The sequence below is a fragment of the Alloalcanivorax sp. C16-1 genome, assembly GCF_046507805.1.
Taxonomy (GTDB): domain Bacteria; phylum Pseudomonadota; class Gammaproteobacteria; order Pseudomonadales; family Alcanivoracaceae; genus Alloalcanivorax.
Genome location: NZ_JBKFTK010000001.1, coordinates 107,453 through 128,038, shown reverse-complemented (window position 1 = coordinate 128,038; position 20,586 = coordinate 107,453). Strand labels below are relative to the sequence as shown.

At 65.6% G+C, this 20,586-nt stretch carries 21 protein-coding genes; 14 read left to right on the top strand and 7 right to left on the bottom strand.

What is annotated here, in order from left to right:
• Window positions 1-60 precede the first annotated feature (60 nt).
• Window positions 61-1,128: a TAXI family TRAP transporter solute-binding subunit gene (locus ACLD0W_RS00630; protein ID WP_410305589.1), complete on the bottom strand. Its 1,068-nt coding sequence runs from the start codon at window positions 1,126-1,128 to the stop codon at window positions 61-63.
• A 219-nt stretch (window positions 1,129-1,347) separates the two neighbouring features.
• Between ACLD0W_RS00630 and ACLD0W_RS00625 the strand changes: the two genes are divergently transcribed.
• The 5 genes from ACLD0W_RS00625 to ACLD0W_RS00605 all read left to right on the top strand — a co-directional run bounded on the left by ACLD0W_RS00625 (window position 1,348) and on the right by ACLD0W_RS00605 (window position 5,964).
• Window positions 1,348-1,686, top strand: coding sequence for a helix-turn-helix domain-containing protein (locus tag ACLD0W_RS00625; RefSeq protein ID WP_410305588.1), 339 nt, complete (start codon window positions 1,348-1,350; stop codon window positions 1,684-1,686).
• On the top strand, window positions 1,676-2,926 hold the full coding sequence (locus ACLD0W_RS00620) for a type II toxin-antitoxin system HipA family toxin (protein WP_410305587.1): 1,251 nt from the start codon (window positions 1,676-1,678) through the stop codon (window positions 2,924-2,926). Before ACLD0W_RS00625 ends, ACLD0W_RS00620 begins: the two co-directional genes overlap by 11 nt.
• Before the next feature lie 69 nt (window positions 2,927-2,995).
• Window positions 2,996-3,535: a hypothetical protein gene (locus ACLD0W_RS00615; protein ID WP_410305586.1), complete on the top strand. Its 540-nt coding sequence runs from the start codon at window positions 2,996-2,998 to the stop codon at window positions 3,533-3,535.
• Window positions 3,536-3,605: 70 nt separating this feature from the next.
• On the top strand, window positions 3,606-3,998 hold the full coding sequence (locus tag ACLD0W_RS00610) for a VOC family protein (RefSeq protein WP_410305585.1): 393 nt from the start codon (window positions 3,606-3,608) through the stop codon (window positions 3,996-3,998).
• A 181-nt stretch (window positions 3,999-4,179) separates the two neighbouring features.
• Window positions 4,180-5,964, top strand: a complete 1,785-nt coding sequence (locus tag ACLD0W_RS00605) for a hypothetical protein (RefSeq protein WP_410305584.1) — start codon at window positions 4,180-4,182, stop codon at window positions 5,962-5,964.
• Between the two features lie 31 nt (window positions 5,965-5,995).
• Here the strand turns inward: ACLD0W_RS00605 and ACLD0W_RS00600 are convergent, their stop codons facing one another.
• A complete protein-coding gene (locus ACLD0W_RS00600) occupies window positions 5,996-7,063 on the bottom strand; it encodes an MBL fold metallo-hydrolase (RefSeq protein WP_410305583.1) in 1,068 nt (355 codons plus the stop codon).
• A gap of 120 nt (window positions 7,064-7,183) precedes the next feature.
• On the opposite strand from ACLD0W_RS00600, the gene ACLD0W_RS00595 reads away from it, so the two are divergent.
• Together ACLD0W_RS00595 and ACLD0W_RS00590 are read left to right on the top strand one after the other, a co-directional pair.
• Window positions 7,184-7,801: a TetR/AcrR family transcriptional regulator gene (locus ACLD0W_RS00595; RefSeq protein WP_410305582.1), complete on the top strand. Its 618-nt coding sequence runs from the start codon at window positions 7,184-7,186 to the stop codon at window positions 7,799-7,801.
• A gap of 78 nt (window positions 7,802-7,879) precedes the next feature.
• Window positions 7,880-8,575, top strand: a complete 696-nt coding sequence (locus ACLD0W_RS00590; protein ID WP_410305581.1) for a class I SAM-dependent methyltransferase — start codon at window positions 7,880-7,882, stop codon at window positions 8,573-8,575.
• Window position 8,576: 1 nt separating this feature from the next.
• Here ACLD0W_RS00590 and ACLD0W_RS00585 read toward each other — a convergent pair whose 3' ends face one another.
• Complete coding sequence (locus ACLD0W_RS00585; RefSeq protein ID WP_410305580.1) at window positions 8,577-9,830, bottom strand: NAD(P)/FAD-dependent oxidoreductase; 1,254 nt, start codon at window positions 9,828-9,830, stop codon at window positions 8,577-8,579.
• Between the two features lie 115 nt (window positions 9,831-9,945).
• On the opposite strand from ACLD0W_RS00585, the gene ACLD0W_RS00580 reads away from it, so the two are divergent.
• The 6 genes from ACLD0W_RS00580 (at window position 9,946) to ACLD0W_RS00555 (ending at window position 14,265) form a co-directional block, all read left to right on the top strand.
• On the top strand, window positions 9,946-10,515 hold the full coding sequence (locus ACLD0W_RS00580) for a hypothetical protein (protein WP_410305579.1): 570 nt from the start codon (window positions 9,946-9,948) through the stop codon (window positions 10,513-10,515).
• A gap of 47 nt (window positions 10,516-10,562) precedes the next feature.
• Window positions 10,563-10,793, top strand: coding sequence for a DUF1413 domain-containing protein (locus ACLD0W_RS00575; RefSeq protein ID WP_410305578.1), 231 nt, complete (start codon window positions 10,563-10,565; stop codon window positions 10,791-10,793).
• Between the two features lie 100 nt (window positions 10,794-10,893).
• On the top strand, window positions 10,894-11,469 hold the full coding sequence (locus ACLD0W_RS00570; RefSeq protein WP_410305577.1) for an NnrU family protein: 576 nt from the start codon (window positions 10,894-10,896) through the stop codon (window positions 11,467-11,469).
• 3 nt (window positions 11,470-11,472) lie between these two features.
• On the top strand, window positions 11,473-11,940 hold the full coding sequence (locus tag ACLD0W_RS00565; RefSeq protein WP_410305576.1) for a hypothetical protein: 468 nt from the start codon (window positions 11,473-11,475) through the stop codon (window positions 11,938-11,940).
• 122 nt (window positions 11,941-12,062) lie between these two features.
• Entirely contained in the window at window positions 12,063-13,622 is a 1,560-nt protein-coding gene (locus ACLD0W_RS00560) for a phospholipase D family protein (protein WP_410305575.1), read from the top strand.
• Between the two features lie 46 nt (window positions 13,623-13,668).
• Window positions 13,669-14,265, top strand: a complete 597-nt coding sequence (locus ACLD0W_RS00555) for a hypothetical protein (RefSeq protein WP_410305574.1) — start codon at window positions 13,669-13,671, stop codon at window positions 14,263-14,265.
• Between the two features lie 4 nt (window positions 14,266-14,269).
• Here ACLD0W_RS00555 and ACLD0W_RS00550 read toward each other — a convergent pair whose 3' ends face one another.
• The 4 genes from ACLD0W_RS00550 to ACLD0W_RS00535 all read right to left on the bottom strand — a co-directional run bounded on the left by ACLD0W_RS00550 (window position 14,270) and on the right by ACLD0W_RS00535 (window position 19,267).
• Complete coding sequence (locus ACLD0W_RS00550) at window positions 14,270-16,669, bottom strand: TonB-dependent receptor domain-containing protein (protein ID WP_410305573.1); 2,400 nt, start codon at window positions 16,667-16,669, stop codon at window positions 14,270-14,272.
• A 70-nt stretch (window positions 16,670-16,739) separates the two neighbouring features.
• On the bottom strand, window positions 16,740-17,678 hold the full coding sequence (locus tag ACLD0W_RS00545; protein ID WP_410305572.1) for a FecR domain-containing protein: 939 nt from the start codon (window positions 17,676-17,678) through the stop codon (window positions 16,740-16,742).
• On the bottom strand, window positions 17,675-18,205 hold the full coding sequence (locus tag ACLD0W_RS00540) for a sigma-70 family RNA polymerase sigma factor (RefSeq protein WP_410305571.1): 531 nt from the start codon (window positions 18,203-18,205) through the stop codon (window positions 17,675-17,677). The genes ACLD0W_RS00545 and ACLD0W_RS00540 overlap by 4 nt, the downstream gene beginning before the upstream one ends.
• Before the next feature lie 174 nt (window positions 18,206-18,379).
• Window positions 18,380-19,267 carry a LysR family transcriptional regulator gene (locus tag ACLD0W_RS00535; protein WP_410305570.1) on the bottom strand — a complete coding sequence of 296 codons (888 nt, stop codon included), beginning with the start codon at window positions 19,265-19,267 and terminating at the stop codon, window positions 18,380-18,382.
• Window positions 19,268-19,390: 123 nt separating this feature from the next.
• On the opposite strand from ACLD0W_RS00535, the gene ACLD0W_RS00530 reads away from it, so the two are divergent.
• Window positions 19,391-20,584: an MFS transporter gene (locus tag ACLD0W_RS00530; protein ID WP_410305569.1), complete on the top strand. Its 1,194-nt coding sequence runs from the start codon at window positions 19,391-19,393 to the stop codon at window positions 20,582-20,584.
• Window positions 20,585-20,586 lie beyond the last annotated feature (2 nt).

The following is a 20,586-nucleotide window of genomic DNA, read 5'->3' as shown; positions in this document are numbered from 1 at the left end:
CAGCCACCCGCCCGGCCACCCTCGGCGGCGAAGACCCGCCATCGCCGGCGGCCTCGGACTTTAGTCGTCGTTGCTGTCGCCGGCGCCTTCGCGGTCGTCGTAATAGGCCTTGGCGCCCGGGTGCAGCGGTACCACCAGATTCTCGTCCATGCTGGCCGGGTCGATGTCCTTGAGCGCGCCCACGGACACCTTGTCGGAGCCCAGGTAGTCGTCGAAGCGTTTGGTCAGTTCCTTGGCCACCGCTTCGTCCATGGAGGTGGGCACGATCAGGATATTGCGGATCGCCACGGTGGTGACCGCGTTATCCAGGCCGTAGCGCTCGGGTTTGCCCGCCGGGATGGTGTAGGTCTCGTAGTAGGGGTAGGCCTCCAGCAGCTTGTCGGACACTTCGCCTTCCACCGGCACGAAGGTCACGTCGCTGGTCTGCATCAGGCCGGTGATGCTGGAGTTGGGCACCCCGGAGGTGAAGAAGGCCGCGTCCAGGTTGCCGTTGCTCATCTCGGTGACGCTGTCCGCGTAGCCGGTGTGGCTGACCCGGGCCAGATCGTCATAGGTGAGCCCGGCGGATTCCAGTACCTTCTGGGCGCTCTGCTCCACGCCGGAGCCGACCTTGCCCACGCCGACGCGCTTGCCCTTCAGGTCCGCTACGCCCTGGATGCCGCTGTCCGCGGTGGCCACGATCTGCACCACGTTGGGGTACAGGCCCGCCAGGGTGGCGATGTCGGCCTTGGCCCCTTCAAACTGGTTCTTGCCGTTGACGGCGTCGTAGGCCACGTCGCTCATGACAATGGCGATCTGGTTCAGGCCGTCCTGAATGTTCTGGATATTCTGCACCGAGGCACCGGTGGACACCACCTGCACCCCGCCGATCATGTCGCTGGCTTCGAAGATCGGCTTGAGGGCGCCGCCGATGGGGTAGTAGGAGCCGGAGGTGCCGCCGGTCCCGAAGATCAGGTTCACTTCCTGCTGGCCGGCGTCGGCCTGGGCGGATTCGTCGGTGGCGCTGCCGGCCATATTGCCGGTGTCGGCGTCTTTCTTGGCGGCGTCGTTGCCGTTGTCGCTGCAGCCGGCCAGCAGGGCGCCGGACAGCCCGAGGGCGGCGGCCAGTATCAGAGTGCGAGATAGCATGGGTCTCTCCTGATGTTCACGGTGGTTTATTGCTGTTATCGAGACTGCCCACAGCTTACGAGCGGTGTCTTCCCGATACTACGCCAGGAAGGGCGGTTAAGACTAAGGTCGAACGTGTTCATGGCCGGGCCGGCAGGGGAGACCCGAAGGGTAGGTTGTATTAGAGCTAAAAGGTCTATAAATTGATCACAAAGAATCATATTGGTTTATTATTGGATCATGTCGAAACCCGAGAACCGCCCGTACTCCCGCTACAGTCGCGATGCCGTCCAGCTTCTTGGGCGGCTGATCCGCCGTGCCCGCATCGAGCAGGGCCTCACCGCCGAGGCACTGGCGGAGCGCGCCGCCATCTCCCGGGGCTTAATGCAACGCATTGAGCGGGGAGAGATGGGCTGTGCCATTGGCGCCGTTTTTGAGGTGGCGAGCATCGTTGGCGTCCCCTTGTTCGACGCGTCGCCAACGGAATTGGCCGCGCGGGTGGCGGAGACGGAGTACACGTTGCGGTTACTGCCCCGGTCGGTGCGCACCTCGGACAGGAAGGTGAAGGATGACTTCTGACCCTCGGGAAGCCTATGTCTGGGTGTGGCTGCCCGGTCGCGTCGAGCCGGTGGTGGCGGGCCGGGTTTATCGCGATGGCGACCGGCTGTCGTTCAACTACGGCCGCAGCTATCTGGAACGCGAGAACGCCATACCGCTGTACCTGCCCGAATTGCCTTTACGGCGCGGCGCCATCCCGCCCTTGCCGGGGCTTGCCCTGGCCGGCTGCCTGCGGGATGGCGCGCCGGATGCCTGGGGGCGCCGGGTGGTGCTGAACCGGCTGCTGGGTGCCCGGGGTGCGGAGCCGGACGTCGGTCAGCTCGATGAGCTGACCTACCTGCTTCAGTCCGGTTCCGACCGCCCCGGTGCCCTGGATTTCCAGCGCTCGCCCACCGAGTACCTGGCCCGCTCCCCCGCCGGCGCCTCGCTTGAGCAATTATTGGAGGCCGCGGCGCTGGTGGAGGCGGGTCAAAGCTTGCCGCCGTCGTTGGACCTGACTCTGTTCCACGGCAGTTCCCTGGGCGGTGCCCGGCCCAAGGCGGAGATTGAAAGCAACCAGCGCAAGTACATCGCCAAGTTCTCTTCCAGTACCGACACCTATAATGTGGTGAAGGCGGAGTATGTGGCCATGCGATTGGCGGCCCGTGTTGGTCTGCGGGTGGCCCCGGTGTTGCTGGAACGCGTCGCCGGCAAGGACGTGCTTCTTGTGGAGCGATTTGACCGGACGCGGGCCGAGAGCGGTTGGATTCGTAAAGCGATGGTGTCCGCCCTGACGCTGTTCGGGCTCGACGAAATGATGGCGCGCTATGCCAGTTACGAAACCCTGGCGGAGATTATCCGCCACCGCTTTCATGAGCCCGCCGCCACCTTGCGTGAGTTGTTCGGCCGGCTCGTCTTTAACGTGCTGTGCGGGAATACCGATGATCACGCCCGCAATCACGCCGCCTTCTGGGACGGTGGCTCCCTGGCTCTGACTCCGGCCTACGACATCTGTCCCCAGGCCCGCACCGGTAACGAGGCATCCCAGGCAATGCTCATTGACGACAGCCGTCGTCTAAGCAATCTACAGGTTTGCCGGGGTGCCGCGCGTCATTTCCTGCTGTCACTGGATCAGGCCGGCGCGATCATCGATGAACAGGTCGCGCTGATCCGCGACAATCTGCCGGCGGTGATGGAAGAAGCAGAACTGGGCGAGGTGGATCGCCGCTTTCTCACCGAACGGGTATTTTTGAACCCGGCGGTGTTCGAACCCGCAAGTTGAAACCATAATTTCAGATCACGTTGCCTGTGGTGGAGACACCCCGGGTTGAACGTCTTTGGGAGGGGAAGGATGAAGAGGCTGGCGTGGGGCCTGCTGATACTCGCACTGGTTGGTTGCGAGCAGCGATATGACGTGGACTATTTACCCTTGGCGTCCTCGGTCGCGCCCGAGGTGGTGGTGGCGCCGGAGGGCGAGTTCGTGGTGCCGTTTCTTGGCGAGGCCGGGCAATCCCGTCTGACCCTGGCAGTGACCCTCGATGAACTGAAAACAGGCACCGACTGGTCGCCCTGGGTGACCGCCGGCTTTACCTCCATCGATAAGCAGCGGCAGGTGAAAGCCTTTGTGTCGGCACCGGATCGGGACTCGGAGACGCTGAGTGGCGGTTATCAGGTGATCGAGGCGGGCAAAATTCAAAAGCAGGTGACGCTGATCACCGGCGAGCCGGGTTCGCGGACCATGCGGGTTCAGTTGGTCCGGGGCGCCGAGGGCGCGGTTTACATCCGTGTCGACGACCGCGAAGCCCGGGTCACCCTACCCACCGGAGAGCCGCTGTTCCCGGTGGTGCTGGTGGCCTCCGCCACCGCCTCACTGCGGTGGCAGGCGGACTGATCGGAGTTCCGATATAGTCTCTGGCCAAACGACAAAAGCTGGCAGTTTGCCAACAACAAAGGAGAGCACAATGTTCAACCACATCATGATCGGTTCCAGCGACATTGATCGTTCCGAGCGCTTCTACACCGCCGTGCTCGGCGTGCTGGGCGCCGGCGAGCCGGTGCGCAACGAATCGCCCACCGGTCATATGCGCCTGTTCTACCGGCACAACGGCAACACCCTCGCCATCACTCAGCCGATCAACAACGAGCCGGCCTGCGGCGCCAATGGCGGCACCATCGGTTTCAAGTGCGACTCCCCGGAGCAGGTGAAGGAATTCCACGATGTGGCCGTGGCCCACGGTGGCCGGTCCGTGGAAGATCCGCCGGGGCTGCGTGAAAGCGCCATGGGCGCCATGCACCTGAGCTACGTGCTGGACCCGGACGGCAACAAGCTGTGCGGCATCTACCGGGTGCGGTGACACCGGGTCGTGCCGGGGCGGTCATGCCACCCGGAAGTGGGTGCGTGGGCCGCCTGCCGAGATACGCCAGACACGCATTGAGCGGAACACAGGGAATGCCGGCGGCGGTTGTATTCCTTACTCGGGCCTTGGGAATTCTTATATGGAAATAGTGCGGCGAGCCTCCTTCGGGCTGTTGTGGATGATTGTTTTTCTGATCGGGTGCGCGGAGAGAACCTCGGAAGAGAAACTTCAGGCGCTGGAGGAAAAACAGAAGGCGTATCAGGCACGTATCGACGGCATCAGCGATGAAGAGGCGCGGCGCACACTGACTCATCTGAACGACATGGTCTTCTGGGTCGAGCGCTCGGAGCTGGAGCAAAAAGTGCCCCCCGAGCAAGTGGAATACCAGCCATCGGCGTTCACGATCCTGGACGACTATGAGAATCCACGGGACATGGCGGAACAATGGGCCGCCGGCCTGCTGCTGGTCAGTGACCTGCGTTATCGCCCGGCGGAAACCCGCGTGCTGCCACCTTTTGAATATCCCTTCGAGAGCCGACTGGAATGGCAATCGGTAACGTTGAAAGACGGAACGGCGTTGTCGGTGGTGGAGCGTGACCCCTTCGCCGACCAGACGGATCTTGGCCCGATCGTGCTATGGAATAGCTCTTTTCAGCGTTTGGAAACGCAGCTGGAACGACATCGTAACCTGCCGATTGGGCAGGTTCCTCCGCGGCCCGCGCCAGTGGTTCGGGCGCGGGGAACGCTCGCGCTCAAGGTGCCTGAGGCGCTGCCGACGCTGGCGTTCACCGCCGCCGAGGTGGGTGAGACAAAGGCGGTGGCGGACTGGCGCTTTACTCTCAAGGAGGTAGACGGGCATCGAGCGCGGCTGATCGTCGGTTTGCCGAAGGATTTTGATCAGGAGAATGTAGACGCGGTGCTGGATTCGATGGTCGTGGAAGCCAGTGACGAGAGCGGCCGCTTTCTCTCGCGCAGCGGTAGCTCCCAGGGGGCCGAGGGCCGCGAAGGCGGTATGCTGGACGTGCTCGAAACGCTGATCAAGGCGGCCGAGGCCGGCGAGCTGGATGACGAAGACATGCTGGAGCGCGTGGTTCGGGAACAGCGTAATCTACTCGATGAGGATCATCCGGAACTTTACTACGAGGTCGCGTTCCGCGGCACGCCGAGTCGCATCCAGTTGCGCATACCCGGTCTGGCCAAGGAAAGCGTGCTCACCGTGCCTCTGGATATGGCGCCGGTGCAGTTCGAGGTGCCGGATAATCTGAATGAGCCGAAGCCATTTGGCGTGACGGCCCGGGTTTACGATCATGATGCCGCCGACTGGTTGCTGAACCAGCCGCTGGAAGCCAGGCCGGATGAGCTGGCGTCGTTGATCACGCCCACATTCGTGGCGGGCGAGGATATCGGCACGCCCGGCTTTGAGGTTACCGACAAGGTTTACTTCCATTTTCCGGACCGGATGAGTAATCGTCTGGTTTCCACCTTCGAACGCTTTGATGACGTGAATGCTCTGGCGCTCCTGGATGAGAGTGGGAAGGTGCTCTATGAGTATGATCCGGATGATCGCGATGCGCCCTTGAAGTTCACGGTTGATCGCGTTGAGTATCAGCCCGGCCGATTCGATGTTCCGCCAGCCACACTACGCGGCGAAATCGATATCACCCTGTATACCAATATCAATGTGAGCGACTATTCGATCGACGCCTTGCCGGAGGGTTATGAGATGCATGGGCCGGTGTTGTTCGGTCCATCGGCGGCGGACAATCAGGTTCCGGACCTGGTGCTGGCGTATGATGAAGAAGAGAACTATCTGAAAAAAATCACCACCGTGCGTCATGGATTCGACGAAGGCTGGTCCCGTCGCGCCTACCACTTTTACGGCACGCCCGCGGGTTTCGTGTTTGTTTCGCGGGGAACGGGGCAGAAAGTGCCTTATGCGTTCCAGGTCTCTCTTCAGGAGTAAGTGTCCCGTCGTTAGCGAGCCCGCGCGTGGATTACGCCGGGCGCCACCAGGGCGTGCCGGGTGCCGGTGCGTGAAGGTCCAGCCGCTCGCCCATCATCGGCGTGGTGATCGACACCCCGTGCTCGGCGGCGAGCGCGGTGATCCGCTCGAACGGTTGGTGCCAGGGGTGCAGGGCGAGGTTGAAGGTGCCGTTGTGGATCGGCAGCATCCAGCGGCCGCGCAGGTCCAGATGCGCCTGCAGGGATTGCTCGGGCAGCATATGCACATAGGTCCAGCGCTCGTTGTAGGCGCCGGTTTCCACCAGGGTCAGGTCGAACGGGCCGTAAGCGTTACCAATTGCCTTGAAGCCATCGAAATAGCCACTGTCGCCACTGAAGAACACCCGCAGCTCGGCGGCCTCGATCACCCAGGACGCCCACAGGCTTTGATTGCCGTCGCGCAGGCCGCGCCCGGAGAAGTGCTGGGCAGGCGTGGCGGTGAGGCGCAGACCCTCGATCTCGGTGGATTGCCACCAGTCCAGCTGCCGCACCTTCGCCGCGTCCACGCCCCAGCGGACCAATTGATCGCCGACGCCCAGCGGTGCCACGAAATGCTCGGCCTTCTCCGCCAACCGGAGGATGGCGGTCCGGTCCAGATGATCGTAATGGTTGTGCGACAGGATCACGCCGGTGATCGGCGGCAACTCCTCAATGCGGATCGGCGGCGTATGGAAGCGTGCCGGACCGGCCCATTGCACCGGGGAAGCGCGTTTGCTGAACACCGGGTCGGTGAGCCAGTAGCGGTGGTTCAGCTTCAGCAGCACGGTGGAATGGCCGAGCCGGTACAGACTGCCGTCGGCGGCCGCTTCCAGTTGTGCCCGTGTCAGGGGCAGAACGGGAATCGCCCGGTCCGGCACCGTGTCGGCGGGCTTGTCGAACAGTGCCGTCCAGATCAGCTTCAAGGTGCCGCGCCAGCCGGAAGACGGCGGGCGCGCCGCCTTATTGCGGAAGCGGCCTTCCCGGTGCTGCGGTGATTCCGGGAAGCCGGTGCTGTTCCGGCGGTCGCGGCGGGTGCGGCAACGGTGCACCGCGCGACGCGGGCGGGCGGAGGAGGCGGTCATGGTCAGGCTTCCTGGTGACGGAATGGGAAAAGGTACACTGGGCAGTGTAGGTTTGCCTTTTGAAAAAGTAAACTGGCAAGTGTAAAGTTTGCCGTGCCCACGATTGCCCAGGCCGTGCCCATGCCCTCATCCCCGCAACGCCTCACCGACCGCAAACGCGCGGCCATTCTGCGCGCGGCGGCGGAGGAATTCCGTCAGGCCGGTTTCGAGGCCACCAGCATGGATCGCATTGCCGCCGCCGCCGGCGTTTCCAAGCGCACGGTCTACAATCATTTTCCCGGTAAGGAAGCGCTGTTCGCCCGCATTCTTGAACAACTTTGGGAGAGCAGCGTGGGCGGCGTGGCGCTGACTTACCGCGCGGACCGGCCCCTGGCCCCACAATTGAAGCAATTGCTGTTGCAGAAGCTGCTGCTTCTCGGCGACCCGAATTTCATCGACCTGGCCCGGGTGGCCATGGCCGAGATCATCCACGCCCCGGAGCGGGCCCGGGAGATCATCGGTCGTATGGACGAGAAAGAGGGCGGGCTGGTGCGCTGGATCCGCGCCGCCATCGCCGATGGGCGCCTGCGGAGCGTGGATGAGGATTTCGCCGGCCAGCAATTGCAGGGGCTGGTGAAGAGCTTCGCGCTCTGGCCGCAGATCATGATGGGGCAGCCGCCGCTCGATGAAACCGAACGCGAGCGCGTGGCGGAGTCCGCGGTGGCGATGTTCTTGGGACGCTACGGCCGCGGCGACTGACGATTGCCCGGTTCACGGCGTTGCCGTCCCGGGCGAGGCGGGCCGATCTTCCGTTACTTTTCACCAGGGAGCCACCCCATGGATCAGGATCAAATCAAAGCCCTGTTCGATCAACAGGCGGAAGGTTACGACGCGCAGTGGGCGAAGACCGCGCCGATCCGCGAGTGCCTGCATTTTCTGCTGGATTCCCTGTTCGCGGATTTACCCGACGACGCGCGCGTTCTTTGTGTCGGCGCGGGCACCGGGGCGGAGATCGCGCATCTGGCGGCTCGGCACCCCGGTTGGCGTTTCGTGGCGGTGGAGCCCTCCGGCGCCATGCTTGAAGAGTGCCGGCGCAAGGCGGAGCGGGAAGGCTTCGCGGACCGGTGCACCTTCCACGAAGGCTATCTGGAGTCGCTGGTCGCCGACCAGCGGCATGACGCGGCCACCTGTTTTCTGGTCTCCCAGTTCATTCTCGACGAGGCGGAGCGCATCCGCTTCTTCGCGGAGATCGCCCGGCGTTTGACGCCGGGTGGCTTGCTGGCCAGCTCCGATCTGGCGTCGGATGTGGCGTCGCCGGAGTACGAGGTGCTGCTGCGGGCCTGGATGACCATGATGGCCACCTCGGAGGTCTCCCCGGAAATGATCGAGCGCATGCGCCATGCCTACGCCAACGATGTGGGCGTGCTGCCGCCGACCCGGATCGCGTCGATGATTGCCGCCGGCGGCTTCGAGTTACCGGTGCCGTTCTTCCAGGCCGGGCTGATCCACGCCTGGTGTTCCCGGCGGGCCTGAATCAGAACCGGTCCGCCCCATAGGGCGTCATGTCCACGTCGGTGTCTTCACCGTCCATCATCTGCCCGAGCAGCTTGCCGGTCACCGGCCCCAGGGTGAAGCCCTGGTGGCCGTGGCCGAAGGCCAGCCACAGGCCCGGCAGGCCGGGGGCCGGACCGATCACCGGTTTCATGTCCGGGGTGCAGGGGCGCGCGCCCATCCAGGGGTGCGGGTCGAGCCGGTCCCCCAGGGGGAACAGGCGGCGGGCGGCGGCTTCGGCGGCGTCCAGTTGCTGTAGATGGGGTGGGTCGTCCTGGGGGGCCAGCTCGGCGCCGGTGGTCAGGCGGATGCCGGCGCGCATGGGCGCCAGCAGGTAGCCGGTTTCCGCGTCCATGATCCAGTGATGCAGTTGCGCGCCGTCGCGGCTGCTGTAGTGCATGTGGTAACCCCGTTTCACGAACTGCGGCACGCGCAGCCCCTGGCGGGCCAGCCAGGGGGCGGACCAGGGGCCGAGGGCCAGCACCACCTGTTCGGCGTCCAGCGCCTCGCCGTCGACCATCGCCCGCCAGCCGTGCCCGGTGCGTGTCAGGGTCTCCAGGGTGCCGCGCACCAGGTGGCCGCCCTGTTGCTGGAAGTGGTCGGCGTAGGCGGCCACCAGGGCGCCCGGGTCGGTGACGGTCCAGGGCTGGGTCCAGTGCACCGCCCCGGCCAGACCTCCCTTGCTGAGGTCCGGCTCCTTGCGCGCCAGGGCGGCCCGGTCCAGTACCCGGTAGGTGACGCCGTAGCCGGCGGCGTTCTGTTCCGCTTGATGGCATTCCGCATCCAGGGCACGGGCGGTGCGGAATACCTTGAGGTAGCCGTCCTGGCGGATCAGGTGGTCGGCCCCGGCGGCGCGGATCATCTCGTCGTGGGTATCCAGGGCGCGGGTGATCAGCGCCGCGTAGGCCGGCACGATGTGCGCGTAGTTCTGGGGCGCGGAGTGGCGCCAGTAGTGAAACAGCGGCCCCATGGCGCCGGCCATGCCGGAGGGGCGGTAGCGGATGTCGATCTCCCGGTTGGGCAGTACCCGCAGCAGGGTCGGCAGGTCGCGGGGAAACCGGTAGGGGCGCACCGCCTCGCGCTGAATGATGCCGGCGTTGCCGAAGGAAGTCTCGCGGCCCGGCGCGCCCCGGTCCACCAGCGTGACCCGGTGGCCGCGCCGGCGCAGATGCCAGGCCACGCACACGCCGACCATGCCGGCGCCCAGCACCAGGATGTCGCGGGCGGACGGTGACACGATTGCAATCTCCTGCAAAAAAGCGAACGTCTCGGCGGCGACCCGGCGGGCGCCACGTTACTCTCCATGATTCTCCACCCACACTTAAGCATCCGGCGGCCGTTGGAGGAAAGCGTTGAGCGACAGTTGCACACACATCGTGCCGGTGCACACCGGCGACTACCCCGACGCGGAGGCCAAGGCGCGGGAGATCCTGGCCTGGTTCCAGGCGCGGGGCATGGTGGCGGCGGAACCGTCGGACTGCACCCTGGACGGCCCGGGCTATGCCTTTACGCCGAAGATTCAGACGCTGTTTATCGAGCCCATGGACCCCCGTGTCCACGACGGCGTTACCCGGGGCTTGGAACTGCACGCCGGCGAGCGCAAGGTGTTCCATCCCATGGAAGGGACGGAGCTGAGTTTTGTTTGCCCGGGCTGCGGCCACGACCAGGGCTGGGACGCAGTGGACGCCATCGGCGCCTGGTTCGCCGGCGAGGACGATGAGCCTGCGTGCCCGGCCTGCGGCGAACGCTTCCACATCAACCGCTACGCCACTGATCGGGGTGGCACGGACACACCATGGGCTTTCAGTAATCTGGGCATCACCCTGTGGAACGACCACGGCGGTGCCTTCCAGCCCGAATTTCTGGAGGCCATGCGTGGCCTGTACGGCACCGATATTCGCGTGGTCGAGGTGCACATATGAGAGCGGCCCGCCAGCGGCTTGAACGGAACAGGGTCAGGGAACCCGCCATGAACGAAGCACTGCAACAACGGTTGGAAGCGGCCCTGAAAAAACGGCCGCCCGGGGAGTTCCATTTCCCGCAAGTGTACGGTGCCGGTTGGGATGAGCTCTACATCGGCGACCGGGTAAAGCTGGGCAACACCTTCCTGCGGCTGGTGCGCTTGGGGTGCTTCCCGGGTGTCGAGGACACCGGCAAGAAGAAAGACGGCGGCCGGGTGTACCGCAAAACCGGTCGCTAGCACGGCGCCGGAAAACCCGGATTTTTCGCCGGGTTATTCTCCCGGCGCACCGGTTCCGGCACTATAGGCGCAACCGTCCGCGTCCGAAGAGAGAAAAACGATGACAATGCTGATTCTCGGCCTGGTCCTGTTCCTGGGCATTCACTGCACCGGCTTCGCGCCGGCCTGGCGCGACCGCCAGGTGGCCCGCTTCGGGGCGAACGGCTGGAAGGGCCTGTACAGCCTGGTGGCCCTGGCCGGCTTCGTGCTGATTATCTGGGGCTTCCAGCAGGCGCGCCTGAATCCGGTGCTGCTGTACACGCCGCCGGTGTGGATGGGCCACCTGAATGCGCTGTTCACCCTGATCGCCTTTATTCTGCTGGCTGCCGCCTACGTGCCCGGCAACCGCATCCACGCCAAGCTGGGTCACCCGATGGTGGCCGGTACCAAGGTCTGGGCCCTGGGCCATTTGCTGTCCATCGGCTTTCTGCGCGATGTGGTGCTGTTCGGCGCCTTTCTGGTGTGGGCCATCGTCGCTTTCGCCCGGCTGCGCCGCCGCGACCGGGCCCGGGGCGTGAGCCCGGCGCCGGGTACCCTCAAGGGTGACGTGATTACCGTGGTGGTGGGTGTGGTGGCCTGGGCGCTGTTCGCGTTCTGGCTGCACGGTCCCTTGATCGGGGTGAGGCCGTTCGGCTAAGCGATGAACCGAACCTCCAAGCGCCGCCACGGCGGCAAGATGCCCTGGACCCAGCTTTACCTGCACGGGCTGGGCGTCTCGGTCAGCCACAACGCCCAGGCGTTCGGCTTTTCCATTCTGATCACGGTGAGCTATGGGGTGGTGTCCAGCGTCGCCGACGACCCCACGCCATTACAGTTGATCGGCTTCGCGTTGTCGGCGGTGGCGTCCCTGTCGTTTCTGAACCTGATGGTCGCCTTCCTGAAACGGGACGAGCCCGACGACAGCGAACGCACGCCGGTGCTGCTGGTGGCCACCGCCACGGATTTTATTTCCGTGGGCGCCGGTCTGGCGGCGGCCTTCGGCGTCGCCAAGGCGTTCGAGAACTGGATGTGCTGGCTGGTGGCGCCGTTCGCCGCCGGCCTGATCTACTGCCTGGTTCAGGGCCTGCAGATCGCGGTGGCCCGGCGCGGCGCGGACATTCAGGAATAGGCCCTGGGCGCCCCGTTGTGCGCTAAATTCGGTAAAAAATTCTCGCCGGGTTATCCGCTTCCCGCACCGCTTCGGTTATTGATGTTTGATGGTAGCCCCCGGACATCAGGAGCGAGAGAACCTTGGCATCGACACCGCCGGGCCCGGTACGCGGGCGCCGGCTTTCCCCCTTGTTATGGTTGCTGTGGCTGCCGGTGTTTCTGCTCGGTGGCTGCGCCGGCCTGCCGTCCCTGGAAGGGCGCACGCCCTCCCACGCCTTAAGCGCCGAGCAGGCCGCCGAGACCGATCTGGGCGAATTGACCCGGCCGTTGACCCGGGCCCACCCCGGCCAGTCCGGCGTGCACCTGCTGGCCGATCCCCATGATGCGTTCGCGGCGCGCCTGCGGCTGGCGGACGCCGCTCAGCGCACGCTGGATGTGCAGTATTACATCTGGCGGCCGGACACCACCGGCAAGCTGCTGTTCGACGCCCTGCGCCGGGCGGCGGACCGGGGCGTACGGGTACGGTTGCTGCTGGATGACTACAACACCGTCGGTATGGACCCGCTGCTGGCGGCCCTGAACGCCCATGACAACATCGAAGTGCGGCTGTTCAATCCGTTCGTGGTGCGCCGCCCGCGCTTCTGGGACCTGCTCACCGATCTGCCGCGCGTCAACCGGCGCATGCACAACAAAACCTTTATCGCCGACAACAGCCTGCTGGTATTGGGCGGGCGCAACGTGGCCGACGAATACTTCGGCGCCACGGAGACGCTGTTTTCCGATCTGGATGTGCTGGTGATGGGCCCGGTGGTGGCGTCGGTGTCCGACGCCTTCGACCGCTACTGGCGCAGCGACTCGGCCTATCCGGCGGAGCGCATTCTGCGCGTGGACGGGTCCGGTGAACCGCCTCCCGAAGCGGAGGGGGATTCGCGGGCGGACTACCTGGAGGAACTGGGCGACCGCGATCCGGTGGCGGCGCTGCGTGATCGCGAACTGGCGCTGTGCTGGGCGACCACGCGGCTGGTGGTGGACGACCCGGCCAAGGGGCTGGGCGAGGCGGAAGGCGCGGAGTTGTTCCTGGCCCAGTTGAATCGGGCCGTGGGGGATCCGGAGCAGCGGCTGGACATCATCTCCTCTTATTTCATTCCCACCCGCGACGGGGTGGAGGACCTGACCGGCCTGGCCGACCGGGGCGTTCAGGTGCGGGTGCTGACCAACTCCATGGCCGCCACCGATGTGGCGCTGGTGCATTCCGGCTACGCCAAATGGCGCCGCGACCTGCTGGAAGGCGGCGTGCAGCTCTATGAAATGAAACGGGGCGACGGGCCGCGCGATGCGCCTCATCTGCGCGCCGGTCCCTACGGCAGCGCCCGTTCCACCCTTCATGCCAAGGCGTTCGCGGTGGACGGCGAGCAGTTGGTGGTAGGCTCGTTCAACGCCGATCCGCGTTCCGCCAATCTGAACACCGAGCTGGGCCTGGTGATCGACTGCCCGGCGCTGGCCGACAAAATCCACGGCGCTTTCCCGGATAGGGTGATGAAACACGCCTACCGGGTGGAACTGGACGACGGCGGCCACCTGTACTGGGTCGGCGAGAAAGAGGGCGAGCGCATTCGCTTTGATCGCGAGCCGGACACCACTCCGTGGCAGCGGCTTTCCCTGCCGGTATTTTCCATCCTGCCCATCGACGGCCTGCTGTAGGACACCGGCCTTGTCGCCGGCGGAATGAAAGGAGACATCCATCGACATGAAAAACGCGGTCATGATTCTGGCGGTGGCCCTGCTCGCCGGCTGCGCCGGCCCGGGTGAGCCCACCGCCGAAAAACTCAAACAGGGCTTACAGGCACATTTCGACCAGTACCAACTGCCGGCCCAGTGCGTGGGCAAGCGGTTCCATGAGTTTCCCTATGCGGCGGATCCGGAGCGGCTGAACTTCCGTTACCAACCGGACGGGCCCTCCAACGGCGAGCTGCTGGCCGGCCTGGAAAGCGCCGGTCTGGTGCACCAGCAGGACGGAAGCTACCGGCTCACTGATCAAGGCCGCCAGGTGTTTCTGCCGGAGGCCGGCTTCTGCTACGGGCGCCTGCGCGTGCAGTCGGTGGACCGCATCGGCGAGATAATGAAGCCGGACGACGTTCGCGCGGTGCGGGTGGCTTACACGGTGGAGATTCTGGATCGGCCGGCCTGGTCGGAGGCGCCCGGCTTTGTGCGCGCCTTCGACATCACCGACAGCGGCTTCCAGAACCGCAAGCGCTTCGCCGGCCCGGACCAGCCTCACCCGGAGGGGCGTGAGGCGGTATTGGCTGATGACGGCGGCGACTGGGCGGTGCCGGGTTTTTTGTAATCAGTTAGAAATCCAGGCCGTAGCCGAGGCTGACGACGCGGCCACGGCCCTTGAAGTACTGATTGTTCTGGGACGAGGCGGTCTGCGAGAAATAGGTGAAGTAGTCCTCGTTGAACAGATTCTCGATGCCGGCGCTGAGCTCGCCCTTGGGCAGCCGGTACAGCAAGGACAGATCCACCAGATTGTAGCCCTCGAAATGCTGGTCGGGATCGTCGAACGACCGGCTGAAATAGCGGGTGCCTTGCAGTCGCGTGCGCAGGCGCTCACTCCAGCTCGCCTGCCAGTGCAGCGAAAGCTGGTTCGGTGCCACGTTACGGCCGTCCAGTTTGCTGTCCACCTTGCCGTCCTGGTCGCTGTCGTATTCGCCGCGTACCCGGGCGTAGCTGGCGCCCAGGGTGTGCTGGTCCAGCACCCGCCACTCGGCGCTGGCTTCCCAGCCGTCGATTTCGGTTTTCTCCCGGCGTACCTCGGCGATGCCGTTGACGTTCTCCAGCCGTGAGCCCAGGTCCGAATCGGACCGGTAGTAGCTCAGCTCCACGCTGACCCGGTCGCGGTGGAAGCGCACGCCGATTTCGCGGTTGTCGGTGACCACCGGGCGCAGATCCAGATAGTCGTCCAGGTTCTGGTCGGGCACGCTGATCTCACGGATCACCCGGCCCACGTCCGGCATGCCGAACCCCTCCGCATAACTGCCGAACAATTGCCAGCTGTTGCTCAGTTGATAGGTCAGGCCGGCGTTCAGCAGGGTTTCGTCGAAGCTGGGGGAGCCACCGTTGACGTCGGTGCCGCCGCCGTAGGAGGCCAGGGTGGTGTAGTCATCCACGTCCAGGCGTGCGTACTCGTAGCGCGCGCCGGTTTGCAGGTTGAGCCGTTCGCTCAGACGCCATTGGGTTTGCAGGAACGGGGCGATGTTCCGGAAACGGGTCTCCGGCACCCATTCCCGGTCGGTGAGTATCATCATCTGCCGGGTTTCGTCCTGCAGCAGGTCGAGGCCCGCGGTGACCCCCAGCAGGCCGCCGAGAAGGCCGGCCCGGTTGAGCGTGAATTTGGCGCCGACTTTGTCCGCTTCGTTCTGCGATTGATCGAACAGGTTGCCGGTAGGGTCGATGGCCGGGTCCTGGAAGGTGGCGAACACGCCGCCGCCATAGCGGGCCCGGAAACGCTGGGTATAAAGCTGCGCGCGCAGGTCGTTGCCGCCCAGGTCGCGGTGTTGATAGACCAGGCTGGTGGTCAGCACCTCGTTGCGTGGCGCCTTGCCTTCCGGGCGGCCGCGCCGGGAGGTGGTGGACACGCCGGTGGCGCGGTCGCCGTCCACGGTCTCGTAGTCGTAGTCCCCTTCCAGAAAGAAGCGGTTGACGGTGAATTGCAGGTTCTGGTCGTCGTCGAACCAATAGCCGATTTTGGCCATCAGGTCGTGGCCCCGGGAATCCATGATATCGCCCTGGCTGCGGTCCACGCCCACCGGTCGGTCGTGGGCGTCGTAGAACAGGCCATGGGACTGGTAGGACACGCCGGCCAGGTATTCCCAGTTGCCGCTGTTGCCCTGCAGACGATAGTCGGTTTTGTAGCTCAGGCTGTCGGACGGGAACTTCGGGTCGGCACTGAGCCGCACCCCGGCGTGCTGATGCACGCCGTCGCCCTCAGGGTGGCGGGTGACGAAGTTGATGATGCCGCCGGTGGCGCCCAGGCCATGTTCGGCGCTGGCGCCGTGGATCACCTCGATACGGTCGAGCATCGAGAAATCGATGGTGTAGCCTTCGCGGCTGCTGTCGCGCAGCGGGTTGGACTGGGGCACGCCGTCGATCAGGATCAGCGGTTTGCGGCCGCGAAAGGTCTCGCCGTAGTTGGTGAGCTTCTGACGGCTGGGGCCGTAGGAAGGAATCAGGCTGCTGAGCACCGATGACTGGTCGGTGGTCATGGCCAGCTGTTGTTCGATTTGTTCGCGTTCGATCACGGTGATCTTCTGCGGTGTGCGGCCCAGCTCACTGGGTGCCCGGGTGGTGCTGACGGTCACCGGCGCCAGGGTGGCGGCCACCGGCGCGGCGGGCGCGGTGATCAGGTAGCCGCCATTGTCGCTGCGAGCGACCTGTAAACCGCTGTCCGCCAGCACCCGCCGCAGGGCCTCGTCGGTGCTGTGGATACCCGTAATGCCGTCGCTGCGCAGCCCTTCCAGAAGGGCCGGGTCGAAGGTCAGGGTGATACCGGCGGCCCGCGCCAGCTGATGGAGCGCGGCGGCCATCAGACCGGCGGCGATCTCGAACCGGTGGCGGACATCGCCGACATCTTGCGGAGTGTTCAAACCGGTGTCGGCGCGGGCGGCGGGGGCGCCGGCCAGGGTCAGCGTCAGGCTCGCCAGCGCCAGGCAGAGCAGGGCCGGGCGGAGCGGGAAAGGAGTGTGGAGCATGGCTTCCTCGACAGTGATCTTTGATGGACGTTTATCTATTAGTCGAGGGAGCGGGCTCAAAGGGGCCAACTCAGGTCGGCGCGGCGCCAACGGACACCCAGAAATCCGTGAACCGGGTGATGTGTACCGGCAAGAGCTGTTCCAGCACTTCCAGCGCCAGTTCGGTGTCGTCGGTCTGGAACACGCCGGAAACGCGAAGATCGGCCACCGTCGGCTCGCACCGCAGTACGCCGCGACGGTAACGGGCCAGCTCCGCGATCACTTCAGCCAATGGCCAGCCGTCCACCACCAGCTCACCCTGGCGCCAGGACAGCCGGTCGGCGGGCGCCGCCACCACCGAGGTGACCGCGCTGTCGGAGAACAGCCCCTCCTGACCTTGCATCAACCGCTCCGGTGCACCGGACAGCGGCGTCAGCATCACCGCGTCGCGCACCACCGTCACCCGGGTGGCCTGTTCCAGGCTGCGCACCGCGAACTCGGTGCCGAGTGCGCGCACCTGGCCCTGGGCCGTGTGTACCGCCAGCGTACCGGGCCGGCGGTGGCCGGTGCGCACGAACAGTTCGCCCTGGTACAGACGCAACTCGCGGTCCGGGCCGCGGATCACCACGTCCAGGGCGGTGTCGGTATTGAGCATCAGGAGACTGCCGTCGGCCAGGGTCAGCGTCCGCCGTTCGCCCACGGTGGTGCGGTGTGCGGCCAGCCAGGGCCGCCAGGGCGCATCATTGGCCAGGTGCCAGGCCAGCGGCGCGGCCAGGCCCACGCCGGCCAGGGACTTCAGCACGGTGCGCCGGTGCAGGCGCGGACGCCGCAACACCGGCGTGGCCAGCTCCGCCGGCAGGCCGGCGAAACGCTGGTTGAGCTGGCAGGCCGCCTCCCACACTCGGCGATGGGCCTCGCTGGTCTCATACCAGCGCCGCAGAGCGTCCTGTTCGTCGAGGCTGAGCGCGCCCGCATCGAGGCGTACCAGCCAGGCCGATGCTTCCCGCAGCAGAGTGTGTCGGTCGGTCACGGGGTGATTTCCTGCCCGACCATCTGGTCCAGGCAGGCCAGGAAGGCCCGTTGCATGTGCCGTTTCACGGTGCGCAGCGATACGCCCAGCCGCTCGGCGATTTCCGGGTAGGTCAGGCCGTCAAGGCGCGACAGCAGAAACGCCTGGCGGGTCATGGTGGGCAGGGTATCCAGCATGCGATCCAGCTGCTGCAGGGTCTCCAGAATGATCTGGCGCTCCTCCAGGGGCAGAGTGGCGGCCTCGGGGCGTTGCGCCAGGGCCTCCAGATAGGCTTGCTCCACCGCCCGCCGGCGCAGGTGGTCGACCATCAGGCCGTTGGCCACCAAACGCAGGTACTGGCGCGGATGGCTGATGGTGAAATCCCGCTCCCGTTTGTGGCGCTGAAGGATCCGCACGAAGGTGTCCTGAGCCAGATCGGCGGCGGTCTCCGAACAACCCAGCCGCTGGCACAGCCAACCGCGCAGCCAGCCGTGATGGCCGCGATACAGATGCTGGAGCGGATCCTGGGTCAGTTCGCCCGCCGACATGATGACGTCCCCCGCGTCAATTCCGGAAATTATGCAAGTGATAATCAGTCTCAATATTATAGAGGGTGGCCCACCTGCTCAAGCCGCGACCATCTCACCCAGGGCTACAGCCTCAATGAACATCGCCTGGCCAGGCGCGGGCTCGCCGAGCTGGAGCAGGCCATTGGAGCCCCGCTAAACCCGCAGGGCGTTCAGCACCAGGGAGAAAGCCGGCGAGGGCTGCCGGCGGCTGGGGTAGTAGAGGTAATAGCCGGGGAACGGTTCGCACCAGCCGTCCAACACCCGCTCCAGGCGGCCCGCTTCCAGGTGGGGCGCGAACTCCTGCTCCGGCAGGAAGGCGATGCCCAGGCCGTGCAGGGCGGCGTCCACTATTGGTGGTGAGGTGTTGAACACCAACTGGCCGTCCACGCGCACGGTTTGCTCGCGGCCCTGGTGATCGAACTCCCAGGCGTACAGGCCGCCGTGGGTGGGAAAGCGCAGATTGATGCAACGGTGCCCGGTGAGATCCGCCGGGGTGGCCGGTCGGCCGTGGGCCTCGAAGTAGGCCGGCGTGGCCACGGCGGCCATGCGCAGGGGCGGGCCGATGGGCACCGCGATCATGTCCTTGTCGATGGTGTCGCCGAGACGCACGCCGGCGTCGAAACGGTCGGCGACGATGTCGCGAAAGCCATAGTTGACGTCGAATTCCAGATTGATGTCGGGGTAGTCGTGCATCAGTGGCGCCAGGCGGGGCAGCAGGGTGTGGCGCAGCACATGGTCGCCGCAAGTGATGCGCACCGTGCCGGCGGGTTTGTCGCGCAGTTCGGTGAGCGCGTCCAGTTCCGCCTCGATCTCGTCGAAGCGGTGGCCGATGGTTTTCAGCAGGCGTTCGCCGGCGGCGGTGGGGGAGACGCTGCGGGTGGTGCGGGTCAGCAGACGGATGTCGAGCTGTCGCTCCAGGCCGCTGACGGTCTGGCTGAGGGCGGACTGGGTCACGCCCAGGCGCGCGGCGGCGCGGGTGAAGCTGCCTTCCCGGGCCACGGTGACGAAGGCCAGCAGGTCGTTGAAGTTGCGTTTAATCATTCGGGTCCAGGCTGATTGATTAGCAAGGCTAATATACTTATTAAGAATTCATTAGCTAGTCAACCTCGGGGCGGCGGCGGAGAATGCGGGCTCTCTAACCTCTTCCACGCGGACAGGACCTGAATGTCTTCTCAACCCCAAACGGCGACCCTGCAGCAGAACCACGCCGCGCCCGCCTGCTGGAGCGGCGTGCTGGCCATGACGCTGTGCGTGTTCACGCTGATCGCGTCGGAGTTCCTGCCGGTCAGTTTGCTCACGCCCATCGCCGCCGAGTTTGGCGTGGGCGAGGGGCTGGCCGGGCAGGGGCTGACCATCTCCGGCGTGTTCGCGGTGCTCACCAGCCTGAGCATCGCCTCCCTGGCCGGGCGCATGAACCGCAAGACCCTGATGTTGTTGCTCACCGCACTGATGGTGGTGTCCGGCGCCACGGTGGCGCTGGCGCCCACCTTCACCGTGTACATGATCGGCCGCGCCTTGATCGGCGTGGTGATCGGCGGCTTCTGGTCGTTGTCCGCGGCGGTGGCGATGCGGCTGGTGCCGCCCCACCAGGTGCCCCGGGCGCTGGGCATCTTCAACGGCGGCAACGCCGTGGCCATGGTGGTGGCGCCGCCGCTGGGCGCCTGGCTGGGAGAGGCGATCGGCTGGCGCGGGGCCTTTTTCTGCCTGGTGCCGGTGGGGCTGGTGGTGCTGTTCTGGCAATGGCGAAGCCTGCCGTCGATGCGTGCCGAGGCACGGCCGGCGGCGCCCACCGCCGTGTTCAAGCTGCTCACGCGGCCGCCGGTGGCGGTGGGCATGCTGGCGGTGGGCGTGTTCTTCATGGGGCAGTTTTCCCTGTTCACCTATGTGCGGCCGTTTCTGGAGACGGTGACGCGGGTGGATGTAAGCACCCTGTCCTGGATTCTCATGGGCATCGGCGCCGCCGGCGTGCTTGGCACCACCCTGGTGGGCTTCGTGCTCAACCGGCACCTGTATCGCACCCTGATGCTGATTCCTTTGTTGATGGTGGGCATCGCCGTGGCGCTGACCCTGTTCGGCCACCGGGTGTGGCCGGTGGCGGCGCTGCTCGGCTTCTGGGGGCTGGTGGCCACGGCGGCGCCGGCGGGCTGGTGGACCTGGATCGCCCGGGCCCTGCCCGACGACGCGGAAACCGGCGGCGGCCTGATGGTGGCGGTGATCCAGCTTTCCATTGCCCTGGGCTCGTCGGTGGGCGGCGTCCTGTTCGATACCCGTGGCTACCAGACCACTTTCCTGGTCAGCGCCGCCCTGTTGCTGATGGCGGTAATGCTGGCCTTCTTCACCCGGCGAACGGAGTCATGATG